The sequence below is a fragment of the Bradyrhizobium sp. WSM2793 genome (assembly GCF_000379585.1).
Lineage (GTDB): Bacteria > Pseudomonadota > Alphaproteobacteria > Rhizobiales > Xanthobacteraceae > Bradyrhizobium.
Genome location: NZ_KB902786.1, coordinates 14,077 through 30,589 on the forward strand (window position 1 = coordinate 14,077; position 16,513 = coordinate 30,589).

Annotated in this window: 16 protein-coding genes; 1 reads left to right on the forward strand and 15 read right to left on the reverse strand. The window is 65.4% G+C overall.

The genetic code is table 11. The features are described 5' to 3' along the window. Window positions 1-82 precede the first annotated feature (82 nt). From A3AS_RS0120420 to murJ, 14 genes are all read right to left on the reverse strand, one after another. Window positions 83-496 (reverse strand): helix-turn-helix domain-containing protein, encoded by a 414-nt coding sequence (locus A3AS_RS0120420; protein WP_018319423.1) that lies wholly within the window; start codon window positions 494-496, stop codon window positions 83-85. Window positions 497-717: 221 nt separating this feature from the next. Then, entirely contained in the window at window positions 718-2,331 is a 1,614-nt protein-coding gene (gene lnt / locus A3AS_RS0120425) for an apolipoprotein N-acyltransferase (protein ID WP_018319424.1), read from the reverse strand. Further along, a complete protein-coding gene (locus A3AS_RS0120430; RefSeq protein ID WP_026202178.1) occupies window positions 2,328-3,446 on the reverse strand; it encodes a hemolysin family protein in 1,119 nt (372 codons plus the stop codon). Before A3AS_RS0120430 ends, lnt begins: the two co-directional genes overlap by 4 nt. A gap of 1 nt (window position 3,447) precedes the next feature. Beyond that, on the reverse strand, window positions 3,448-3,936 hold the full coding sequence (gene ybeY / locus A3AS_RS0120435) for an rRNA maturation RNase YbeY (protein WP_245283238.1): 489 nt from the start codon (window positions 3,934-3,936) through the stop codon (window positions 3,448-3,450). An 83-nt stretch (window positions 3,937-4,019) separates the two neighbouring features. Continuing rightward, window positions 4,020-5,018: a PhoH family protein gene (locus A3AS_RS0120440; RefSeq protein ID WP_018319427.1), complete on the reverse strand. Its 999-nt coding sequence runs from the start codon at window positions 5,016-5,018 to the stop codon at window positions 4,020-4,022. Between the two features lie 64 nt (window positions 5,019-5,082). Further along, the gene (miaB, locus tag A3AS_RS0120445; protein WP_018319428.1) at window positions 5,083-6,477 is read right to left on the reverse strand and encodes a tRNA (N6-isopentenyl adenosine(37)-C2)-methylthiotransferase MiaB; all 1,395 of its coding nucleotides are present in this window, start codon (window positions 6,475-6,477) and stop codon (window positions 5,083-5,085) included. 191 nt (window positions 6,478-6,668) lie between these two features. Further along, a complete protein-coding gene (locus A3AS_RS0120450; protein ID WP_018319429.1) occupies window positions 6,669-7,349 on the reverse strand; it encodes an HAD family hydrolase in 681 nt (226 codons plus the stop codon). Between the two features lie 79 nt (window positions 7,350-7,428). Then, window positions 7,429-7,884: a Fur family transcriptional regulator gene (locus tag A3AS_RS0120455; protein ID WP_018319430.1), complete on the reverse strand. Its 456-nt coding sequence runs from the start codon at window positions 7,882-7,884 to the stop codon at window positions 7,429-7,431. Window positions 7,885-7,923: 39 nt separating this feature from the next. Next, on the reverse strand, window positions 7,924-8,409 hold the full coding sequence (gene rimI, locus A3AS_RS0120460; RefSeq protein WP_018319431.1) for a ribosomal protein S18-alanine N-acetyltransferase: 486 nt from the start codon (window positions 8,407-8,409) through the stop codon (window positions 7,924-7,926). Then, on the reverse strand, window positions 8,406-9,101 hold the full coding sequence (gene tsaB, locus A3AS_RS0120465) for a tRNA (adenosine(37)-N6)-threonylcarbamoyltransferase complex dimerization subunit type 1 TsaB (RefSeq protein ID WP_018319432.1): 696 nt from the start codon (window positions 9,099-9,101) through the stop codon (window positions 8,406-8,408). Before tsaB ends, rimI begins: the two co-directional genes overlap by 4 nt. A 206-nt stretch (window positions 9,102-9,307) precedes the next feature. Then, complete coding sequence (locus tag A3AS_RS0120470; RefSeq protein ID WP_018319433.1) at window positions 9,308-9,877, reverse strand: NifU family protein; 570 nt, start codon at window positions 9,875-9,877, stop codon at window positions 9,308-9,310. 303 nt (window positions 9,878-10,180) lie between these two features. Next, window positions 10,181-10,675 (reverse strand): universal stress protein, encoded by a 495-nt coding sequence (locus tag A3AS_RS0120475; RefSeq protein ID WP_026202179.1) that lies wholly within the window; start codon window positions 10,673-10,675, stop codon window positions 10,181-10,183. A 92-nt stretch (window positions 10,676-10,767) separates the two neighbouring features. After that, window positions 10,768-11,820 (reverse strand): tryptophan--tRNA ligase, encoded by a 1,053-nt coding sequence (gene trpS / locus A3AS_RS0120480; protein WP_018319435.1) that lies wholly within the window; start codon window positions 11,818-11,820, stop codon window positions 10,768-10,770. A gap of 82 nt (window positions 11,821-11,902) precedes the next feature. Further along, window positions 11,903-13,435: a murein biosynthesis integral membrane protein MurJ gene (gene murJ, locus A3AS_RS0120485; protein WP_026202180.1), complete on the reverse strand. Its 1,533-nt coding sequence runs from the start codon at window positions 13,433-13,435 to the stop codon at window positions 11,903-11,905. A 125-nt stretch (window positions 13,436-13,560) separates the two neighbouring features. Here murJ and A3AS_RS0120490 point away from each other — a divergent pair, with 125 nt between their 5' ends. Next, complete coding sequence (locus A3AS_RS0120490; RefSeq protein ID WP_018319437.1) at window positions 13,561-14,562, forward strand: adenosine kinase; 1,002 nt, start codon at window positions 13,561-13,563, stop codon at window positions 14,560-14,562. A gap of 154 nt (window positions 14,563-14,716) precedes the next feature. Here A3AS_RS0120490 and A3AS_RS0120495 read toward each other — a convergent pair whose 3' ends face one another. Further along, the gene (locus A3AS_RS0120495; protein WP_026202181.1) at window positions 14,717-16,411 is read right to left on the reverse strand and encodes an AMP-binding protein; all 1,695 of its coding nucleotides are present in this window, start codon (window positions 16,409-16,411) and stop codon (window positions 14,717-14,719) included. Window positions 16,412-16,513: the final 102 nt, after the last annotated feature.

Consider the following 16,513-nt stretch of genomic DNA (forward strand, 5'->3'; position numbering starts at 1 on the left):
AGCGGACGCGCATCAAAGCGCGGCCACAAATGACGACATAGGCCAGATTTGACGCGGTCTCAAATCGCCATTGAGCTGGCGATCAGCGCTTGTCGGGACCTTCGCGAGCCGCAATCTGCTCAACGAGATCGACGATCGAGCGGCGCATCTTCGAATCGGTAATTCGCGTGAACGCCTTGGTCAGTGCAAGTCCTTCGGACGTCGCGAGAAAGTCCGACACATAGGAAGGCGAGGCGCCCTCGCTGAAGCCATCCGGACCCGGCACGCCGCTCGGGCCGCCCTCGAACAGGAACGACACCGGCACCTGGAGAATTTCGGCGATCTGCTGGATGCGGCTCGCACCGACCCGGTTCGTGCCCTTCTCGTATTTCTGGATCTGCTGGAAAGTCAGGCCCAAAGCTTCACCGAGCTTTTCCTGGCTCATGCCCAACATGATGCGGCGCATACGCACGCGACTGCCGACATATTTGTCAACAGGGTTGGGCGCTTTCGACATTTCCTCAGCCCTCCAAACACCACCTTCAGCGCAATCAACTGGAGTGCCTCAGGTGCAAGCATCGTCAAATCAGACCCTCTTATTGGGAAACATTGCGGAGAAATTTAGCAATGCCCACTGTCTTTTGCAGCCGGTGCAGAATGGGGAGCCCATGTGCAGTCTGTCAACCGTGGGACTACGGTTGTCAAAAGTTTCCGGCCGCCTCCGCGGCGACGGCGCGATCAGGCCTTCCGCTTGGTGACACGTCGGCGGACCGCCAGAATCACGGCCAGCGCGACGAGCATGGCGGCCGGCACATCGCCAACCCGCGCATAGACGGTCGGTGATATCGCGGCAGGCAGGCTTGCATCCAAAATGCCTTCGATGCCGAGACCGAGGCTGGCGACGGTGCGGCCCATTGGATCGATCACCGCAGAGATACCGGTATTGGCAGAGCGGACCAGCGGCAATCCCAGCTCGATCGCGCGCATGCGCGACTGCTCCAGATGCTGATAGGGGCCGGTCGAGATGCCGAACCAACCGTCATTGGTGAGGTTCACGATCCAGCCCGGACGTTCGTTGCGTCCAGCCACCTCGCCGGGAAAGATTGCCTCGTAACAGATCAGCGGTAGCGCGGGCGGCGCGCCGGGCACCTGCAGCGCATGCCGCACCGTGCCGGGAATGAAGCCGCCGCGCACCCGCGTCAGTTGCTCGAAGCCGAGCTTCTCCATCAGTGCCTGGTAGGGAAGAAATTCTCCGAACGGCACCAAATGCAACTTGTCGTACACTGCGAGCACGCTGCCGTCGTGATCGATGACGTAGATCGAATTATAGGCACGCGTGATCGGCGTGCCGCGCGGCAGGTCGGGCGCGCGGACCGACCCCGTGATCAGCACCGTGCCCTTGGGCAGAAGATCGGCGATCTGTGCCATCGCGTCGGCTTCGCGGGTCAGGAAGAACGGAAATGCGGATTCCGGCCAGATCAGGATGGTGGCGTCGCGCACGCCGGTCGATTGCGGGCCGGAGGCGCGGTCCGACAGCGCCAAATATTTTTTCATCACCTCCGACTTGGCGGCGTAATTGAATTTGGCGTCCTGCTGCAGGTTCGGCTGCATCAGGCGCAGCTTGGCGCCAGCAACCATCGTGGTCGGATGCAGCGACAGGCGGATCGCGCCGAAGATGCTCATGACAAGCAGGAGCGCAATTGCAGCCGCCGGCACCCGCCACGCCAGGCGGCGATCGGGCGTGCGGTCGATCAGCGTCGCGGGGCTCGCGAAGATCGCAACGGTCAGGAACGTCATGCCCCACAGGCCGACCAGCGAGGCCGTCTGCGCCAGCGGCAGCGGCTCGGACAGCGCATAGCCGAACGCGTTCCAGGGAAAGCCGGTCAGCAGGTGGCCGCGCAGCCATTCGCTGATTGTGAGGCTTGCCGCAAGTGCAAGCACGCGCGTCGCGTTCTTGGTCCAGAGCAGCCGCGCCAGCGCAAAGCCGATCGCCGTGAAGATGGACAGATAGGCCGGCAGGCCGAGCACGGCGAACGGCGTCAGCCAGGCGAACACGTCGGCCTCGACGAAGAAGGCGTAGCCGATCCAGTAGAGGCCGGGGACGAAATAGCCGAGTCCGAACCAGTAGCCGGTCAGCGCCGCGGCGGGGACGCCGCGATAGCGTCCGGCGCCGGCGCCGTCGATCAGCCAGACCAGCACCGGGAAGGTGATGAACAGCACCGGGAAGAGGTTGAACGGCGCGAGCGCCAGCACCGACAGCGCTCCGCACCCCATGGCGATGACGGCGCGTTTCCATCCCCAGGCGAGGATGATGGCAAGCGCAATCTGCCGAAGTCGCTGGAACGGGCTCACTGTCGGCCGGTCCCGTCGCTTGGCGGCGGGCTAGGCGTGTCATTGGCCGGCGAAGGACCGCTGTCCGGCGCAGCCTCGCGGCGCCGGCTCTCGCGCTGGGTGCGCGGCGCGGGACGCTCCTTCCGCGTCGAGATGCGCAGCCGCTTGACGCGGCGCGGATCGGCATCGAGCACCTCGATCTCGTAATTGCCGGGGCCCGAGATCACCTCGCCGCGCACCGGCAGGCGCCCGACGAAGCTGACGAGATAGCCGCCGAGCGTCTCCACTTCCTCGCCGGCCTCGCCGGTGACGAAATCCTCGCCGATCACCGAGCGGACGTCGTCGAGGCTGGCGCGGGCGTCGGCGATGAAGGCATTGTCGGGCAGCCGCACGATCGACGGCGGCTCGTCGCTGTCGTGCTCGTCGTCGATCTCGCCGACGATCTGCTCGACGATGTCCTCGAGCGAAACCAGCCCGTCGCTGCCGCCATATTCGTCGACCACCAGCGCGAGGTGAATGCGCGTGGCCTGCATCTGCGCGAGCAGGTCGATCGCCCGCATCGACGGCGGCACGTAGAGCAGCTTGCGGATGATGCGCGCTTCCTCGAGTGGCAGCGCGAGATCGACGGCGCGGAGGTCGAGCCCGGCCGGCAGCGGCTTCTTGCGCTTGGTCTTGGTGGCTTCCGGCACGCGCGCACGCGCGGTCATGAAGGCGAGCAAGTCACGGATGTGGACGATCCCGACGGGATCGTCGAGCGTCTCGTTGTAGACCACGAGGCGCGAATGGCCGGCGCTCTCGAAGCGGTCCATCAACTCGCCGAGCGGGATGTCGCGCTTCACCGCGACGACGTCGGCGCGATGGACCATGACGTCGGCGATGCGGCGCTCGTGCAGACCGAGGATGTTGCGCAGCATGGTGCGCTCGACCGCCGAGAAGCCGGTGTCGTCGGGCGTGGTCGCATCGAGCACGACCTGGAGGTCGTCGCGCACCGATCCCGCCTTCCAGCCGAACAGCGTGCGGATGGCGCGCAGGAGCCAGCCATCGGCGGTCGGGCGCATCACCTCGCCCTGGGTCACCACGGCCGGCAGATTGGCCGTGTGGCGTGGATTGTCCTGAATCGGGTCGGAGTCCGGCATCTCAGTGCGTCCCTGCGCGGTCTGCATAGGGATCGGGAATTCCAAGGTGAGCCAGGATCTGCGTCTCCAGGGCTTCCATCTCCTCGGCGTCGCCGTCGTTCTCGTGATCGTAGCCGATCAGGTGCAGGAAGCCGTGCACGGCGAGATGGCTCAAATGGTGGTCGAACGGCTTGTGTTCCTCGTCCGCCTCGCGCCGCATCGTCTCGTAGGCGATCGCGATATCGCCGAGCATGCGCGGCGCATCGCCCGGCTTCCACTCGCCCTCCTGCTGGAGTGCGGGAAACGACAGCACGTTGGTCGGCTTGTCGATGCCGCGCCAGTTGCTGTTGAGGGTGCGGATGCCGGCATCATCGGTCAGCATCACCGCCACTTCCGCGTCGGCGACGTCTTCGTCGACATTCTCGGCGGCGGCCGCAACCGCGCGCTGGATCACGGCTTCGGAATCGGGCTCGCGCTGCCAGCAATCGGCGACGACGAGGACCTCGGTCATGGGAAGGTTCGGATGTGACATTGTCTTTGTTCGGAACGATGAGGCGCCTTCATCCGCGTCCTCTGGGTCCGGCTGTTGCCTCGTCAGGATTTGCCGGCGGCCGGCCGCTGCGGCGAGCCTTCGTAAGCGGCGACGATTCGCGCCACGAGTTCGTGGCGGATCACGTCCTCGGCTTTGAAATGAACCTGGGCAATGCCCTCGACGCCGCCCAGGAGGCGGGTCGCTTCGGCCAGGCCCGAGGTCTGGCCGTTCGGCAGGTCGATCTGCGAGGGATCGCCGGTCACGATCATGCGGCTGTTCTCGCCGAGGCGCGTCAAAAACATCTTCATCTGCATCGACGTGGTGTTCTGCGCCTCGTCCAGGATGATGGCGGCGTTGGTGAGGGTGCGGCCGCGCATGAAGGCGAGCGGCGCGATCTCGATCTCGCCGGTCTGGAGTGCGCGCTCGACGATGCGCGCATCCATGAGGTCGTAGAGCGCGTCGTAGATCGGGCGGAGATAAGGATCGACCTTCTCGCGGAGATCACCGGGCAGGAAGCCGAGCCGCTCGCCGGCTTCCACCGCCGGCCGCGACAGGATGATCTTGTCGACCTCCTTGCGCTCAAACAGCTGCGCGGCATGTGCGACCGCGAGCCAGGTCTTGCCGGTGCCGGCCGGGCCGATGCCGAACACGAGCTCGTGGCGCTTCAGCGCGCGGATATAGGAGTCCTGGGCGGCGGTGCGCGCGCGCACCGGACGCTTGCGCAGATTGATGCTGTCGAAGGTCGCCCCTTTGGCCGATTTGGCGTCGAACTCGAACAGCGAACCTTGCGCGATCACGGCCCGGATGGCGCCCTCGACCTCGCCCTGGTCGAGATCCTGCCCCTTCACGGCCTGCGCGTAGAGCATCTCCAGCACGCGGCGTGCGGCGTCGCAGCCGTCGCGCGTGCCGCCGATCGTGATGTGGTTGCCCTTGGAATCGACGACGACGCCGAGCCGCCGCTCGATCTGCGCCAGATGCTGGCCGTAGGGGCCGACCAGCGCGGAAGCGGCGCGGTTGTCGTCGAAGTCGATGACGACCTGGGTCTCGGGCGGAACTTGCATGTCGCGGTCAAATTTGCGGCTGGGAGCGAGAGAAGACGAATCCGATGCGCTTTTTGGCAAGGGTTCAGGCTCCGATGGCTGGCGATAAAGCGGGCTCGTGCGCCCCACGCGGCGTCACGAGCTCACCGAGAAAGCTGTAGCGTTCGAGGCTGTCGATCCTGACAGGCAGGATGTGTCCGATGATGTCGGGCGAGGCCATCACATGGGCGGGCTGCAGGAATGCGGTGCGGCCGACGATCTGGCCGTCCTTGCGGGCCGGACGCTCGAACAGCACATCGACCGTTGAGCCAATCGCGGCCTTGTTGAAGGCCGATTGCTGGCTGTCGATCAGTTCCTGGATCCGCTCCAATCGCTGGTCCATCTCGGCGGGGGACACCGTCTCCTGCATGTCCGCGGCCGGCGTTCCCGGCCGGGCGGAGTATTTGAACGAATAAGCCGCAGCGTAGCCGATTTGCGTGACAAGCGCGAGGGTGGCGAGAAAATCTTGCTCGTCCTCGCCGGGGAAACCCACGATAAAATCTGATGAAAAAGCAATGTCTTGCCGCGCGGCGCGGAAACGGTCGATGACCCGCCGATAATCATCGGCGGTATGTTTCCGGTTCATGGCCGCCAGAATGCGGTCCGAACCCGATTGCACCGGCAGGTGCACGAACGGCATCAGGGCACCGAGATCGCGATGGGCGGCAATCAGGCTGTCGTCGACGTCGCGGGGGTGGCTAGTCGAATAGCGCAGCCGCGCGATGCCGGGAATTGTCGCCAGATGCTCGAGCAGCCTGCCGAGCGGCCAGGTTTTCCCGTCTGGTCCCTCGCCATGATAGGCGTTGACGTTCTGCCCGATCAGCGTCAGCTCGCGCACGCCGTTGTCGGCGAGCCGCTTCACATCGTCGACGATCTTGGCGACAGGGCGCGAGACTTCCGAGCCGCGCGTGTAGGGCACGACGCAGAAGGTGCAGAACTTGTCGCAACCTTCCTGCACCGTGACGAAAGCGGAAATGCCGCGCGCCCGGATCGCGTCGGGCTTGGGTTGAGCCAGGAAGCCGAACTTGTCCTGGGCCGGAAACTCGGTCTCGATCGCGCGGCCTTCGTTGCCGGCGCGCTTCAGCAGCTCCGGCAGGTGATGATAGCTCTGCGGTCCGACCACGACATCCACGACAGGCGCGCGGCGCACGATCTCCTCGCCCTCGGCCTGCGCGACGCAGCCCGCGACCGCGATCTGCATCGCTCGCCCGCCGCGCGCAGCCTCGTCCTTGGCGACGCGCAATCGGCCCAGCTCCGAATAGACCTTTTCGGACGCCTTCTCGCGGATGTGGCAGGTGTTGAGGATGACGAGGTCGGCGTCTTCAGCGCTGGCCGTCTCCACGAATCCTTCCGGAGCCAGCGTGTCCACCATGCGCTGGGCATCGTAGACGTTCATCTGGCAGCCATATGATTTGATGTGCAGCTTGCGCGGCGGCGTCATGGAACCTGGAATGGAGGTGGAGGACGGCCTTCAAATATAGGTTGGAGGGACGAAAATCCAGCGAATGGGGCCATTTTCAGCCGTCATTCCGGGGCGCGCGCTAGCGCGAACCCGGAATCTCGAGCTAATTCCTCCAGATTCCGGGTTCACGCGCAGTGCGCGTGCCCCGGAATGACTGTGAGGGGATGGGATCAGCCCGCCAGGGCCTCCGCCTCGACCCGCCGGACCAACTCCGGCAATTGATGCATGTCGGCAAAGGTCAAGTCAGCGCCGGCCTGACGCAGGGTCTCGGCATGGCCCTCCCCGCAGTGGCTGCCCCCGTAAAAGCCGAACACCGTCATGCCGGCGGCCCGGGCGCCGGCAATTCCGGCCAGGCTGTCCTCGATCACGACACAGCGCTCGGGCGGCAGGCCCATTTCGTTCGCCGCGAACAGGAACAGGTCCGGCGCCGGCTTGCCGTTCCTCACCTGCGAGGCCGAGAAGATATTTGGCGCGAGACGTTCGTAGAGGCCGGTGCTTCCCAGGCTCACGCGCATGCGCTGATGCGAGCCGCTAGAGGCGACGCAGACGGCTTGCGTGACGACATCAAGCACATCGCGAATGCCGCGGATCGCCTCGAGGTCGGCCTCGAACGAGCGGAACAGCTCGTCCTGCAGATCGCCGTGATAGGCCTCGGGCAGCTTGCGGCCAAGCTCGGTCTCGATCTCCAGATTGGCCTGCCGCGTTGAGCGGCCGAGGAAACGTTCGAACACCTGCTCCGAGGTGATCGGATAGCCGTGCCGCGTCAGCACATCGGCATGGGCGCGACAGGAGATCACCTCGCTGTCCACGAGTACACCGTCGCAATCGAAGATGATGAGGTCTATCGGCACTAAGGCATGATCCGGAAAAGTCTGTAGCGGTTTTCCCGCGCGACAAACGCGAAACGCGTTTGCGCGGAGATCATGCCACTCAAGACGTCGGCTTGTCGTCGTCGAGCGGGACGCAATAGAGCTCAAGCCGGTGATCGACCAGCCGGTAGCCGAGCTTGCGTGCGATTTCCGCCTGCAGCTTCTCGATCTCCTCGGAGGTGAACTCGATCACCTTGCCGTCGCGCAGATTGATGAGGTGATCGTGATGGCTGTCGCGCATCTGCTCGTAGCGCGCGCGGCCCTCGCGGAAATCATGGCGCTCGATGATGCCGGCATCCTCGAACAGCTTGACGGTGCGATACACGGTCGAAATCGAGATCTTGTCGTCGACGGCAACGCAGCGACGGTACAATTCCTCGACATCGGGATGATCGATCGCCTCCGCGAGCACGCGGGCGATGACACGGCGCTGCTCGGTCATGCGCATGCCGGTGGCGGCACAGCGCGCCTCGATGCCGGACGCCTTGGACGCGGAAGAAGGTTTCAGTGCGGTCATAGTTTGTCTGCCTGGCGGGGGCGCTTTCTGCCACCAATGTTACGACAAGTCACGTCGCATCAGAAGGGCGTTCAATTGTTCCCCGTTCGGCTGCTTATAGTAGCGTTCGCGGCGCCCGACCACCACGAATCCGGCCCTCTCGTAGAGTCGCCGCGCCGGCTGGTTATTTTCCTCAACTTCGAGAAATATTGTGCGCACGCCGCGCCCCGCGAGGTGGCCGAGATGGGTCATCAGCAGCGTGCGGGAGAGACCGCGGCCGCGATAGGCCTCGTCCACCGCGATCGAGAGGATTTCCGCTTCATCCGCCCCGATCCGCGACACCGCAAATCCGACGGTCCTGCGGCCGAGGCGCAACCGGTGCACCAGCGTGTTGCGCTCACTGAGCATGCTCTCGAATTCGCCCTCGCCCCAGCCGCGCGCGAAGGAGGCGCCGTGAAGCTGCGCCAGCTGCGCGGCGTCACGCACGGATGCGGGCTCGACGGCGGCGGTGCCGCCGCGCCACCATTCCGACAGCCATCTCATCATGGGGTCGCGGCTTGTGCTGCGAATGGCGGCTGTGCCGCCGGCTTGGCATCGGGCGCCTTCAGATAGAACGGCCGCGCCGGATTCGTCGCGGGATCGGCGGCAGCGCCGAGCCATGCGACCCAGCCGATATCGGGCGCGGGCTGCGCGTCGACCGCGACCGGCTGCGGGACATCCTTCGGCCAGCGGTCGGCGAGGATGTTTGCGGCATTGCCGACCAGATGCGGCGCGCCGAATTGCGAGGCCGCGATCGCCTCGTCGATGGGAGCGACGCTCGGCCGCACCAGCTGGCTGCCGTCGCCGGCGACGATCTGGAAATAGACGTGGTCGTGCCGCGCGTCGATTGCGGAGATCACGGGTGCCGATTTGCTCTGGCCGACGATGGCGGCGGCATAGGCCGACAAGGTGGTCAGGCCGATCGCCGGCCGCTCGGCCGCAAGCGCAAGGCCGCGCGCCGCCGAAATGCCGACGCGCAGGCCGGTGAAGCTTCCGGGGCCGATAGTGACCGCGATGCGGTCGAGCGTGGTGAAGGCGAGATTGGCCGATTGCATGACGCGCGCGATCATCGGCATCAGCGCCTCGGCGTGACCGCGCTTCATCAGAAGCTGCTCCTGCGCAACGAGCTCGGCCGTTTCGGTGTCGAGTACGGCGACGGAGCAGGCGTCGAGCGCGGTATCGATGGCGAGGATCAGCATGGACAAGCGAATGGCGAGTGGTGAATGGCGAATAGTCTAGCGAACCAGGCGCCGATACGCCATTCGTCACGCACGATTTGCAGGCCTATGACTTACTTCGTGGGTGGGCAAAGGCGCACTTGCGCCGTGCCCACCACCTTTATCTTATGGCGGAAATGGTGGGCACGCTTCGCTTTGCCCACCCTACGGCACCTACGATGCCGCGCTTACATCGGCCGGACTTCGACCACGTCGGGCACGAAGTGCTTCAGCAGGTTCTGGATGCCGTGCTGGAGGGTCGCGGTCGATGACGGGCAGCCGGAGCAGGCGCCCTTCATGTTGAGATAGACGATGCCGTCCTTGAAGCCGCGGAAGGTGATGTCGCCGCCGTCATTGGCGACGGCCGGCCGCACGCGGGTCTCGATCAGGTCCTTGATCATGTCGACCGTTTCGGCATCGGCCTCGTCGAAGAACTCGTCCTCGTCGTCGAGATCGGCATCGCTGTGCGCTTCGCCTCCGGCGAGCAGCGGCGCGCCGGACATGTAATGCTCCATGATGGCGCCGAGGATCGCGGGCTTGAGCTGCTGCCATTCACCGTTCGCCTTGGTCACGGTGATGAAGTCCGATCCGTAGAACACGCCGGTGACGCCGGGCACCTCGAACAGCTTTTCGGCCAGCGGCGAGCGGGCGGCGGCTTCGCGGCTCGCAAATTCCATCGGGCTGCCGTCGACCACGACGCGGCCCGGAATGAACTTCAGCGTGGCGGGATTGGGGGTGGCTTCGGTTTGAATGAACATGGTTTTCTCCAGACGTCGCCGGTTCAAGGCCGGCGCGTGCCCTATCCACTAGCAGATGGCGACGGAGAACGCACGATCAAGGGGATGTGAGATATTAGTCTATGAATTTCAGAGGGTTGGCTTCGCTTTACCCTCCCCTGGAGGGGGAGGGTCGATCGCGCGCAGCGCGAGCGGGGTGGGGTGATCTCTCAACACGGGCAGTGTGCGAGGTGGACAGACCGTCACCCCACCCCGCTACGCATTCCGCTTCGCTGCACGCGTAGCGACCCTCCCCCTCCAGGGGAGGGTAAGAAGAGCAGCAGCCTACGATAGCGAATCCACGCTCTGGTCGCTGAGCGCGCCGGAAATGATGGTCACGGGAATCGGGAAGGTTCCGACCGCGTGGGCCAGCAGCGCGACCAGGGGGCCAGGCCCTTCCGCGCCCGGATTGGCGGCGAGCACCAGCATGGCGATATCAGGGTCCTCGTCGATCACTGCCAGCAGTTGCTCCATCGGCACACCCTCGCGGATCACCCGCTCCGGGGTGATTGCGGCGATGCCGTTGGCGCGGCCGGCGGCACGGTCGAGCGCGGCCTCCGCCGCTTCCTGCGCTTCGGCGCGCATGATGTCGGCGACCCCCAGCCATTCCTGGCTCTGCTGTTCGGGTTCGATGATGCGCAGCATCACTACGCCGCCGCCGGCGCGGATCGCCCAGCGGCTGGCATAGTAGACCGCGCGATCCCATTCGGCGGTGTCGTCGACGACGACGAGGCATTTGGGCTTGTGACCCGGCTCGAAGCAAAGGCGCTTGCTGGTCATGCATCTCCCGGCATGTGCACGGCCGGCATGCTGCCACACTCCCGCAGGGTTGGGGAGAGGAGATGCGGCCGGCGCACTGGCGCCGACCGTCTCTATCGCCGGCGGATGAAGCCGACGATGTCCTTGGAGAGCTTCATCGTCTCGTCGGCGATGGCGCGGGCCCGGTCGGAACCTTCATTCAGGATCGAATCGATATGGCCGGGGTCGGCGACGAGGCGCTTCATCTCGCCGGCGATCGGCGCCAGCTTGGTGACGCACAGCTCCGCCAGCGCGTTCTTGAAGCTGGAGAACTGGCCGCCGCCGAACTCGCGCAGCACGTCCGCCTTGGGGCGGCCGGAGAGCGCGGCGAAGATGCCGACGAGGTTGTCGGCCTCGGGACGGGCTTCCAGGCCCTTCTCCTCTGACGGCAACGGTTCCGGATCGGTCTTCGCCTTGCGGATCTTCTGCGCGATGGTGTCGGCATCGTCGGTCAGATTGATGCGCGAATTGTCCGACGCATCGGACTTCGACATCTTTTTGGTGCCGTCGCGCAGGCTCATCACCCGCGTCGCGGGGCCCGTGATCAGGGGCTCCGGCAGCGGGAAGAACAGCCCGTCATTGGCCCCGAGGTTGCGGATCGAATCGCCAAAGTCGTTGTTGAACTTCTGCGCGATGTCGCGCGAGAGCTCGAGATGCTGCTTCTGGTCCTCGCCGACCGGCACATGGGTGGCGCGATAGAGCAGGATGTCGGCCGCCATCAGCACGGGATAGTCGAACAGGCCGACGGAGGCATTCTCGCGGTCCTTGCCGGCCTTCTCCTTGAACTGGGTCATGCGGCCGAGCCAGCCCATGCGCGCGACGCAGTTGAAGATCCAGGCGAGCTCGGCATGGCCGGAGACCTGGCTCTGGTTGAACACGATGTGCTTCTTGGGATCGATGCCGCTCGCGATGAATGCCGCGGTCACCTCGCGGGTGTTGCGCGCGAGCTCGGCCGGCCCGCCCCAGACGTCCACCCCCTGCGTGATCGCGTGCATGTCGACGACGCAATAGATGCAGTTGTGGGTTTCCTGCATCTTCACGAAGTTGACGATGGCGCCGAGGTAATTGCCGAGATGCAGATTGCCCGTCGGCTGGACGCCCGAAAAGACCCGTTCAACGAATGGCATGGTAAGCCTTCCCATAGGTATTCGGCCGTCGTTTCCAACAGCGGCGCTGCCCCGTCAAGGGCAATTCGCAAGCGCAGCCCGTTCAGGCGGGCCGCTTCAAGGCGGCAGCCGCCTCGCGCCACGAGGCCGCGCCCAGGATCTGCAGCAGCAGGCCATAGACCGCGATGCCGGCCCCGATCTGCAGGCCCAGCACGACGAAGCGGATGAAGCCATGCGCGTCTGAAGGCACAAGGCCCGTGGTCAGCCAGAGCAGGGCGCCCATGGCGGCTGCGGCGAGCACGATCCGCGGCAGCCGGTTGCGGGCAGCAGTGTGGACCGAGAAGCCGAACTCCCTGGTGCCCTTCCGAAGCAGCGAGAGCGCGCCGCTCCAGGCGCCGGCCGCGATGCTCGCCGCGATCCCGCTGGCGCCAAAGAAATGGCCGAGCAGCACGGCAAGCACGACCGCGACCACAATGCCTATGGCGGTGGCCCTGAGCGGCGTCATCGTGTCGCTGCGGGCATAGAAGGCCGGCGACAGCGCCTTGATCAGCACATGGGCCGGCAGACCCAGTGCCAGCCACATCAGCGCGTGCGCGGTCGTCATGCTGTCCTCGGCGCCGAAAGCGCCATGCTCGAACAACAGCCGCACGATCGGCTCGGCCAGCACGATCAGGCCGAGCGTGGCGGGGAGTGCCAGCCCCGTCGCAAGCTCCAGCGCGCGCGATTGTGCATGCGCCACCGTATCACGGTCGCCACCACTCACCGCGCGCGTCAGCTCCGGCACCAGCACGGTGCCCATGGCGACGCCGACGATGCCGAGCGGCAGCTCGATCAGGCGGTTGGCGAAATAGAGCCAGGACACCGCGGACGGCGTCGCCGATGCGATGATCGCGCCCGCGACCATCAGCCATTGCGGTCCCGAGCTTGCGATCATGCCGGGGATCGCCTTGGCGAAGAAGCTGCGCATCTCCTTGTCGAAACTGACGCGCAGAGGCGTGGCAAGGCGCGCACTGCGCTGCGACAGCAGCATCAGGAGTTGCAGCAAGCCGGCGATGCCAACGGTGGCCGCCAGCAGCCACGCAGCGAAGCCGGCGTCGGCGTGCCAGACCAGGAGCAAAGCGATCGCGGCGATCAGCGCGATGTTGAACAGCAGCGGCGAGAACGCGGTGAGCGCAAATCGCCCTTGTGCATTCAGCAGGCCCATCAGCACGGTGACGGGACCGGCGAAGGCGAGATAAGGCAGCATCAGCCGCGCGTTCTGGACCGCGAGATCGAGCGTGCCGGTACCGAGAAAGCCGGGCGCGATGACCGTCATGGTCAGCGGCATCAGCAGGGCAATGCCGAGCGAGATCGCAATCAGCGCCGCACTGACCGTGCCGAGCACGCGTCCGGCGAACGCCGCCGCAGCCGCCGGGCCGTCGCGGTCACGGATGCGCAGCCAGGCCGGGATCAGCGCCGCGTTCAGCGCGCCTTCGCTGAGCAGGCGGCGCACCACATTGACCAGCTGGAAGGCGGCCAGGAATGCATCCGCCACGGCGCCGGTGCCAAGCAGCGCCGCGATCAGGGAATCGCGGGCAAAGCCCAGCAGCCGCGAGGCCAGTGTTCCCGTCGAGACGGTCAGGAAGGAGCGGATCATCGGCTCTTTATCATACCGTTGCTTGCTCGCGCAGGCCCGGTCGTGATAGGCCGCGAGCCAGATTTCGGGATGACAGGAAGCGGATTTCCGCAGGGTTCGCAATCCGCCAAACAGGATCAAGGTGAATGGCTGACGTGAAATATGACGTTCTCGGTATCGGCAACGCGCTGTTCGACGTGCTGGTCAGGACCGACGAGGCCTTTTTGGGCAAGCATGGCATGACCAAGGGCAGCATGTCCCTGATCGACGAGGCGCGGGCGGCTGCCATCTACAAGGACATGGGGCCGGCCACGGAAGTCTCGGGGGGATCTGCCGCCAACACCATCGTCGGCATCGGCAGCTTGGGGGCACGTGCCGCCTATGTCGGCAAGGTCAAGGATGACCAGATCGGCAAGCTCTATGTCCATGACATCCGCGCTGCCGGCGTCGCCTTCAACACGCCCGCCGCGCAGGACGGCCCCGCCACCGGCTGCTCCTACATCCTGGTCACCGGTGACGGCGAGCGCACCATGAACACCTATCTCGGCGCCGCGCAGGATCTTTCGCCCGCCGACATCGATCCGGCCGAGATCGCCGGCGCCGGCATCGTCTATCTCGAGGGTTATCTCTGGGACCCCAAGAACGCCAAGGACGCCTTCGTCAAGGCGGCCAAGATCGCCCATGATGCCAAGCGCAAGGTGGCGCTGACGCTCTCGGATTCCTTCTGCGTCGATCGCTATCGCGACGAGTTTCTCGCGCTGATGCGCGACGGCACCGTCGACATCGTCTTTGCCAACGAATCCGAGCTGCATTCGCTCTACATGACCTCGGATTTCGACACCGCCCTGAAGCAGCTGCGCAACGACGTCAATCTCGGCGTGGTCACCCGCAGCGAGAAGGGCTGCGTCGTGGTGACACCGACCGACGCCGTCGCAGCCCCGGCCTCGCCGGTCACGAAACTGGTGGACACGACCGGCGCCGGCGATCTCTTCGCAGCGGGCTTCCTCTACGGCCTTTCACGTAACCTCGCGCACAAGCAGTGCGGCGAGCTCGGCGCGCTCGCGGCCGCCGAAGTGATCCAGCACATCGGTGCGCGTCCGCTTGTGTCGCTGAGGGAGCTGGCCCAGCAGCGCGGGCTGACGGTTTAGGGAAGTCGCGCACCAGCCTCGCTGTCATCGTCCGGCTCGACCGGGCGATCCAGTATTCCAGAGGCGGTTGTGATTGAATCGAGAAGCCGCAGTGTACTGGATTCCCCGCCTCCGCGGGGAATGACAGCGATTGCGTGGCAAAGTGTTCAGTCCCTCACGCCGTCTTCGCCGCCTTCAATCCCAGCCGCTGCTCCACCGCATCGCGCATCACGAATTTCTGGATCTTGCCCGTCACCGTCATCGGGAATTCATCGACGAACTCGACGTAGCGCGGGATCTTGTTGTGGGCGATCTGGCCGTCGCAGAAGGCGCGGACCTCCTCGGCCGTCAGCGTCTCGCCCGGCCTGACGCGGATCCAGGCGCAGAGCTCCTCGCCGTAGCGGGTGTCGGCCACGCCGAAGATCTGCACGTCCTGGATCTTGGGGTGACGGTACAAAAACTCCTCGATCTCGCGCGGGTAAAGGTTCTCGCCGCCGCGGATCACCATGTCCTTGATGCGGCCGACGATGTTGCAATAGCCGGCGGCATCGATGGTGGCGAGGTCGCCGGTGTGCATCCAGCCATTGGCGTCGAGCACGTCGGACGTTTTTTCCTTCTCCTCCCAATAGCCCAGCATGACGCTATAGCCGCGGGTGCAGAGCTCGCCGCGTTCGCCCCGCTTCACGATCCTGCCTTCGAGATCGACGACCTTGACCTCGACGTGCGGGTGAATGCGGCCGACCGTGGAGACGCGCCGTTCGAGCAGATCGTCAGTCGCGCTCTGGAAGCTCACCGGGCTGGTCTCGGTCATGCCATAGGCGATGGTGACCTCGCGCATGTTCATCTCGGTGTTGACGCGCTTCATCACCTCGATCGGGCAGGGCGCGCCGGCCATGATGCCGGTGCGCAGTGATTTCAAATTGAAATTCTTGAATTCGGGGTGATCGAGCTCCGCGATGAACATGGTCGGCACGCCATACAGCGCGGTGCATTTCTCCTGCTCGACCGCGCGCAGCGTCGCGAGCGGATCAAAGCCCTCGCCCGGGTAGACTATGGTTGTGCCGAGCGTGACCGAGGCGAGGTTGCCCATGACCATGCCGAAGCAATGATAGAGCGGCACCGGAATGCAGATGCGGTCCGCTTCCGTCAGGCGCATCGCGCGTCCCGTGAAATAGCCGTTGTTGAGGATGTTGTGGTGGGTCAGCGTGACGCCCTTCGGCGATCCCGTGGTGCCGCTGGTGAACTGGATGTTGACGGGGTCGTCGAACTGAAGCGCAGCACCGAGCGCGGCAAGTTGCTCGCGATGCTCCGCTTGGCCCATGCGCGCGACCTCCTCGAAAGGGATCGTACCTGAGGCCGCCGGGTCGCCGATCTGGATCACCATCCGCAAGGCCGGCAGTTGCGCCGCCTGCAACTGTCCGGGTTTGGCACGCGCCAACTCCGGCAACAGCGTGTTGAGCATCTCCATGTAATTGCTGGTCTTGAACGCGGTTGCGGTGACGATCGCCGCGCAGCTGACCTTCTTCAGCGCGAATTCCAGCTCGCTGAGCCGGTAGGCCGGATTGATCGTCACCAGGATCAGGCCGGCCTTGGCGGCGGCGAACTGGGTCAGCGTCCATTCCGGCCGGTTCAGCGACCAGATGCCGATCCGCTCCTCGCGTTCGAGCCCGAGGGCGAGAAAGCCGGCGGCGAGCGCATCGACCCGCTCGGCGAATTCTTTCCAGGTCCATCTGACGCCATGGCTGGGCGAGACCAGCGCCTCGCGATCGCCCCAGCGCCGCACGGCGCGGTCGAGGCTGCGGCCAATGGTGTCGCCGAGCAGCGGCGTGTCCGAGATGCCGCAAACGTAGCTGTCGGCTTTATCTGCCAGATCGTCCGCCAAGTTCGTCTCCTCAAAGCTGGTGCCTCGTGCCTGGCCGATGGCCTTGGGCACGAGGTTATCGATTGCGGCGAAGGCGCGCGACGCCGCGCA

Bases quoted from the DNA above. Each gene is read 5' to 3' on its own strand.
- murJ (WP_026202180.1), bottom strand. From the start codon at position 13,435: ATGATCCGCTCCTTCCTGACCGTCTCGACGGGAACACTGGCCTCGCGG.
- A3AS_RS0120490 (WP_018319437.1), top strand. From the start codon at position 13,561: ATGGCTGACGTGAAATATGACGTTCTCGGTATCGGCAACGCGCTGTTC.
- trpS (WP_018319435.1), bottom strand. From the start codon at position 11,820: ATGCCATTCGTTGAACGGGTCTTTTCGGGCGTCCAGCCGACGGGCAAT.
- tsaB (WP_018319432.1), bottom strand. From the start codon at position 9,101: ATGCTGATCCTCGCCATCGATACCGCGCTCGACGCCTGCTCCGTCGCC.
- miaB (WP_018319428.1), bottom strand. From the start codon at position 6,477: ATGACGCCGCCGCGCAAGCTGCACATCAAATCATATGGCTGCCAGATG.
- A3AS_RS0120440 (WP_018319427.1), bottom strand. From the start codon at position 5,018: ATGCAAGTTCCGCCCGAGACCCAGGTCGTCATCGACTTCGACGACAAC.
- A3AS_RS0120455 (WP_018319430.1), bottom strand. From the start codon at position 7,884: ATGACCGCACTGAAACCTTCTTCCGCGTCCAAGGCGTCCGGCATCGAG.
- A3AS_RS0120430 (WP_026202178.1), bottom strand. From the start codon at position 3,446: ATGCCGGACTCCGACCCGATTCAGGACAATCCACGCCACACGGCCAAT.
- rimI (WP_018319431.1), bottom strand. From the start codon at position 8,409: ATGATGAGATGGCTGTCGGAATGGTGGCGCGGCGGCACCGCCGCCGTC.
- ybeY (WP_245283238.1), bottom strand. From the start codon at position 3,936: ATGACCGAGGTCCTCGTCGTCGCCGATTGCTGGCAGCGCGAGCCCGAT.
- A3AS_RS0120470 (WP_018319433.1), bottom strand. From the start codon at position 9,877: ATGTTCATTCAAACCGAAGCCACCCCCAATCCCGCCACGCTGAAGTTC.
- A3AS_RS0120475 (WP_026202179.1), bottom strand. From the start codon at position 10,675: ATGACCAGCAAGCGCCTTTGCTTCGAGCCGGGTCACAAGCCCAAATGC.
- A3AS_RS0120420 (WP_018319423.1), bottom strand. From the start codon at position 496: ATGTCGAAAGCGCCCAACCCTGTTGACAAATATGTCGGCAGTCGCGTG.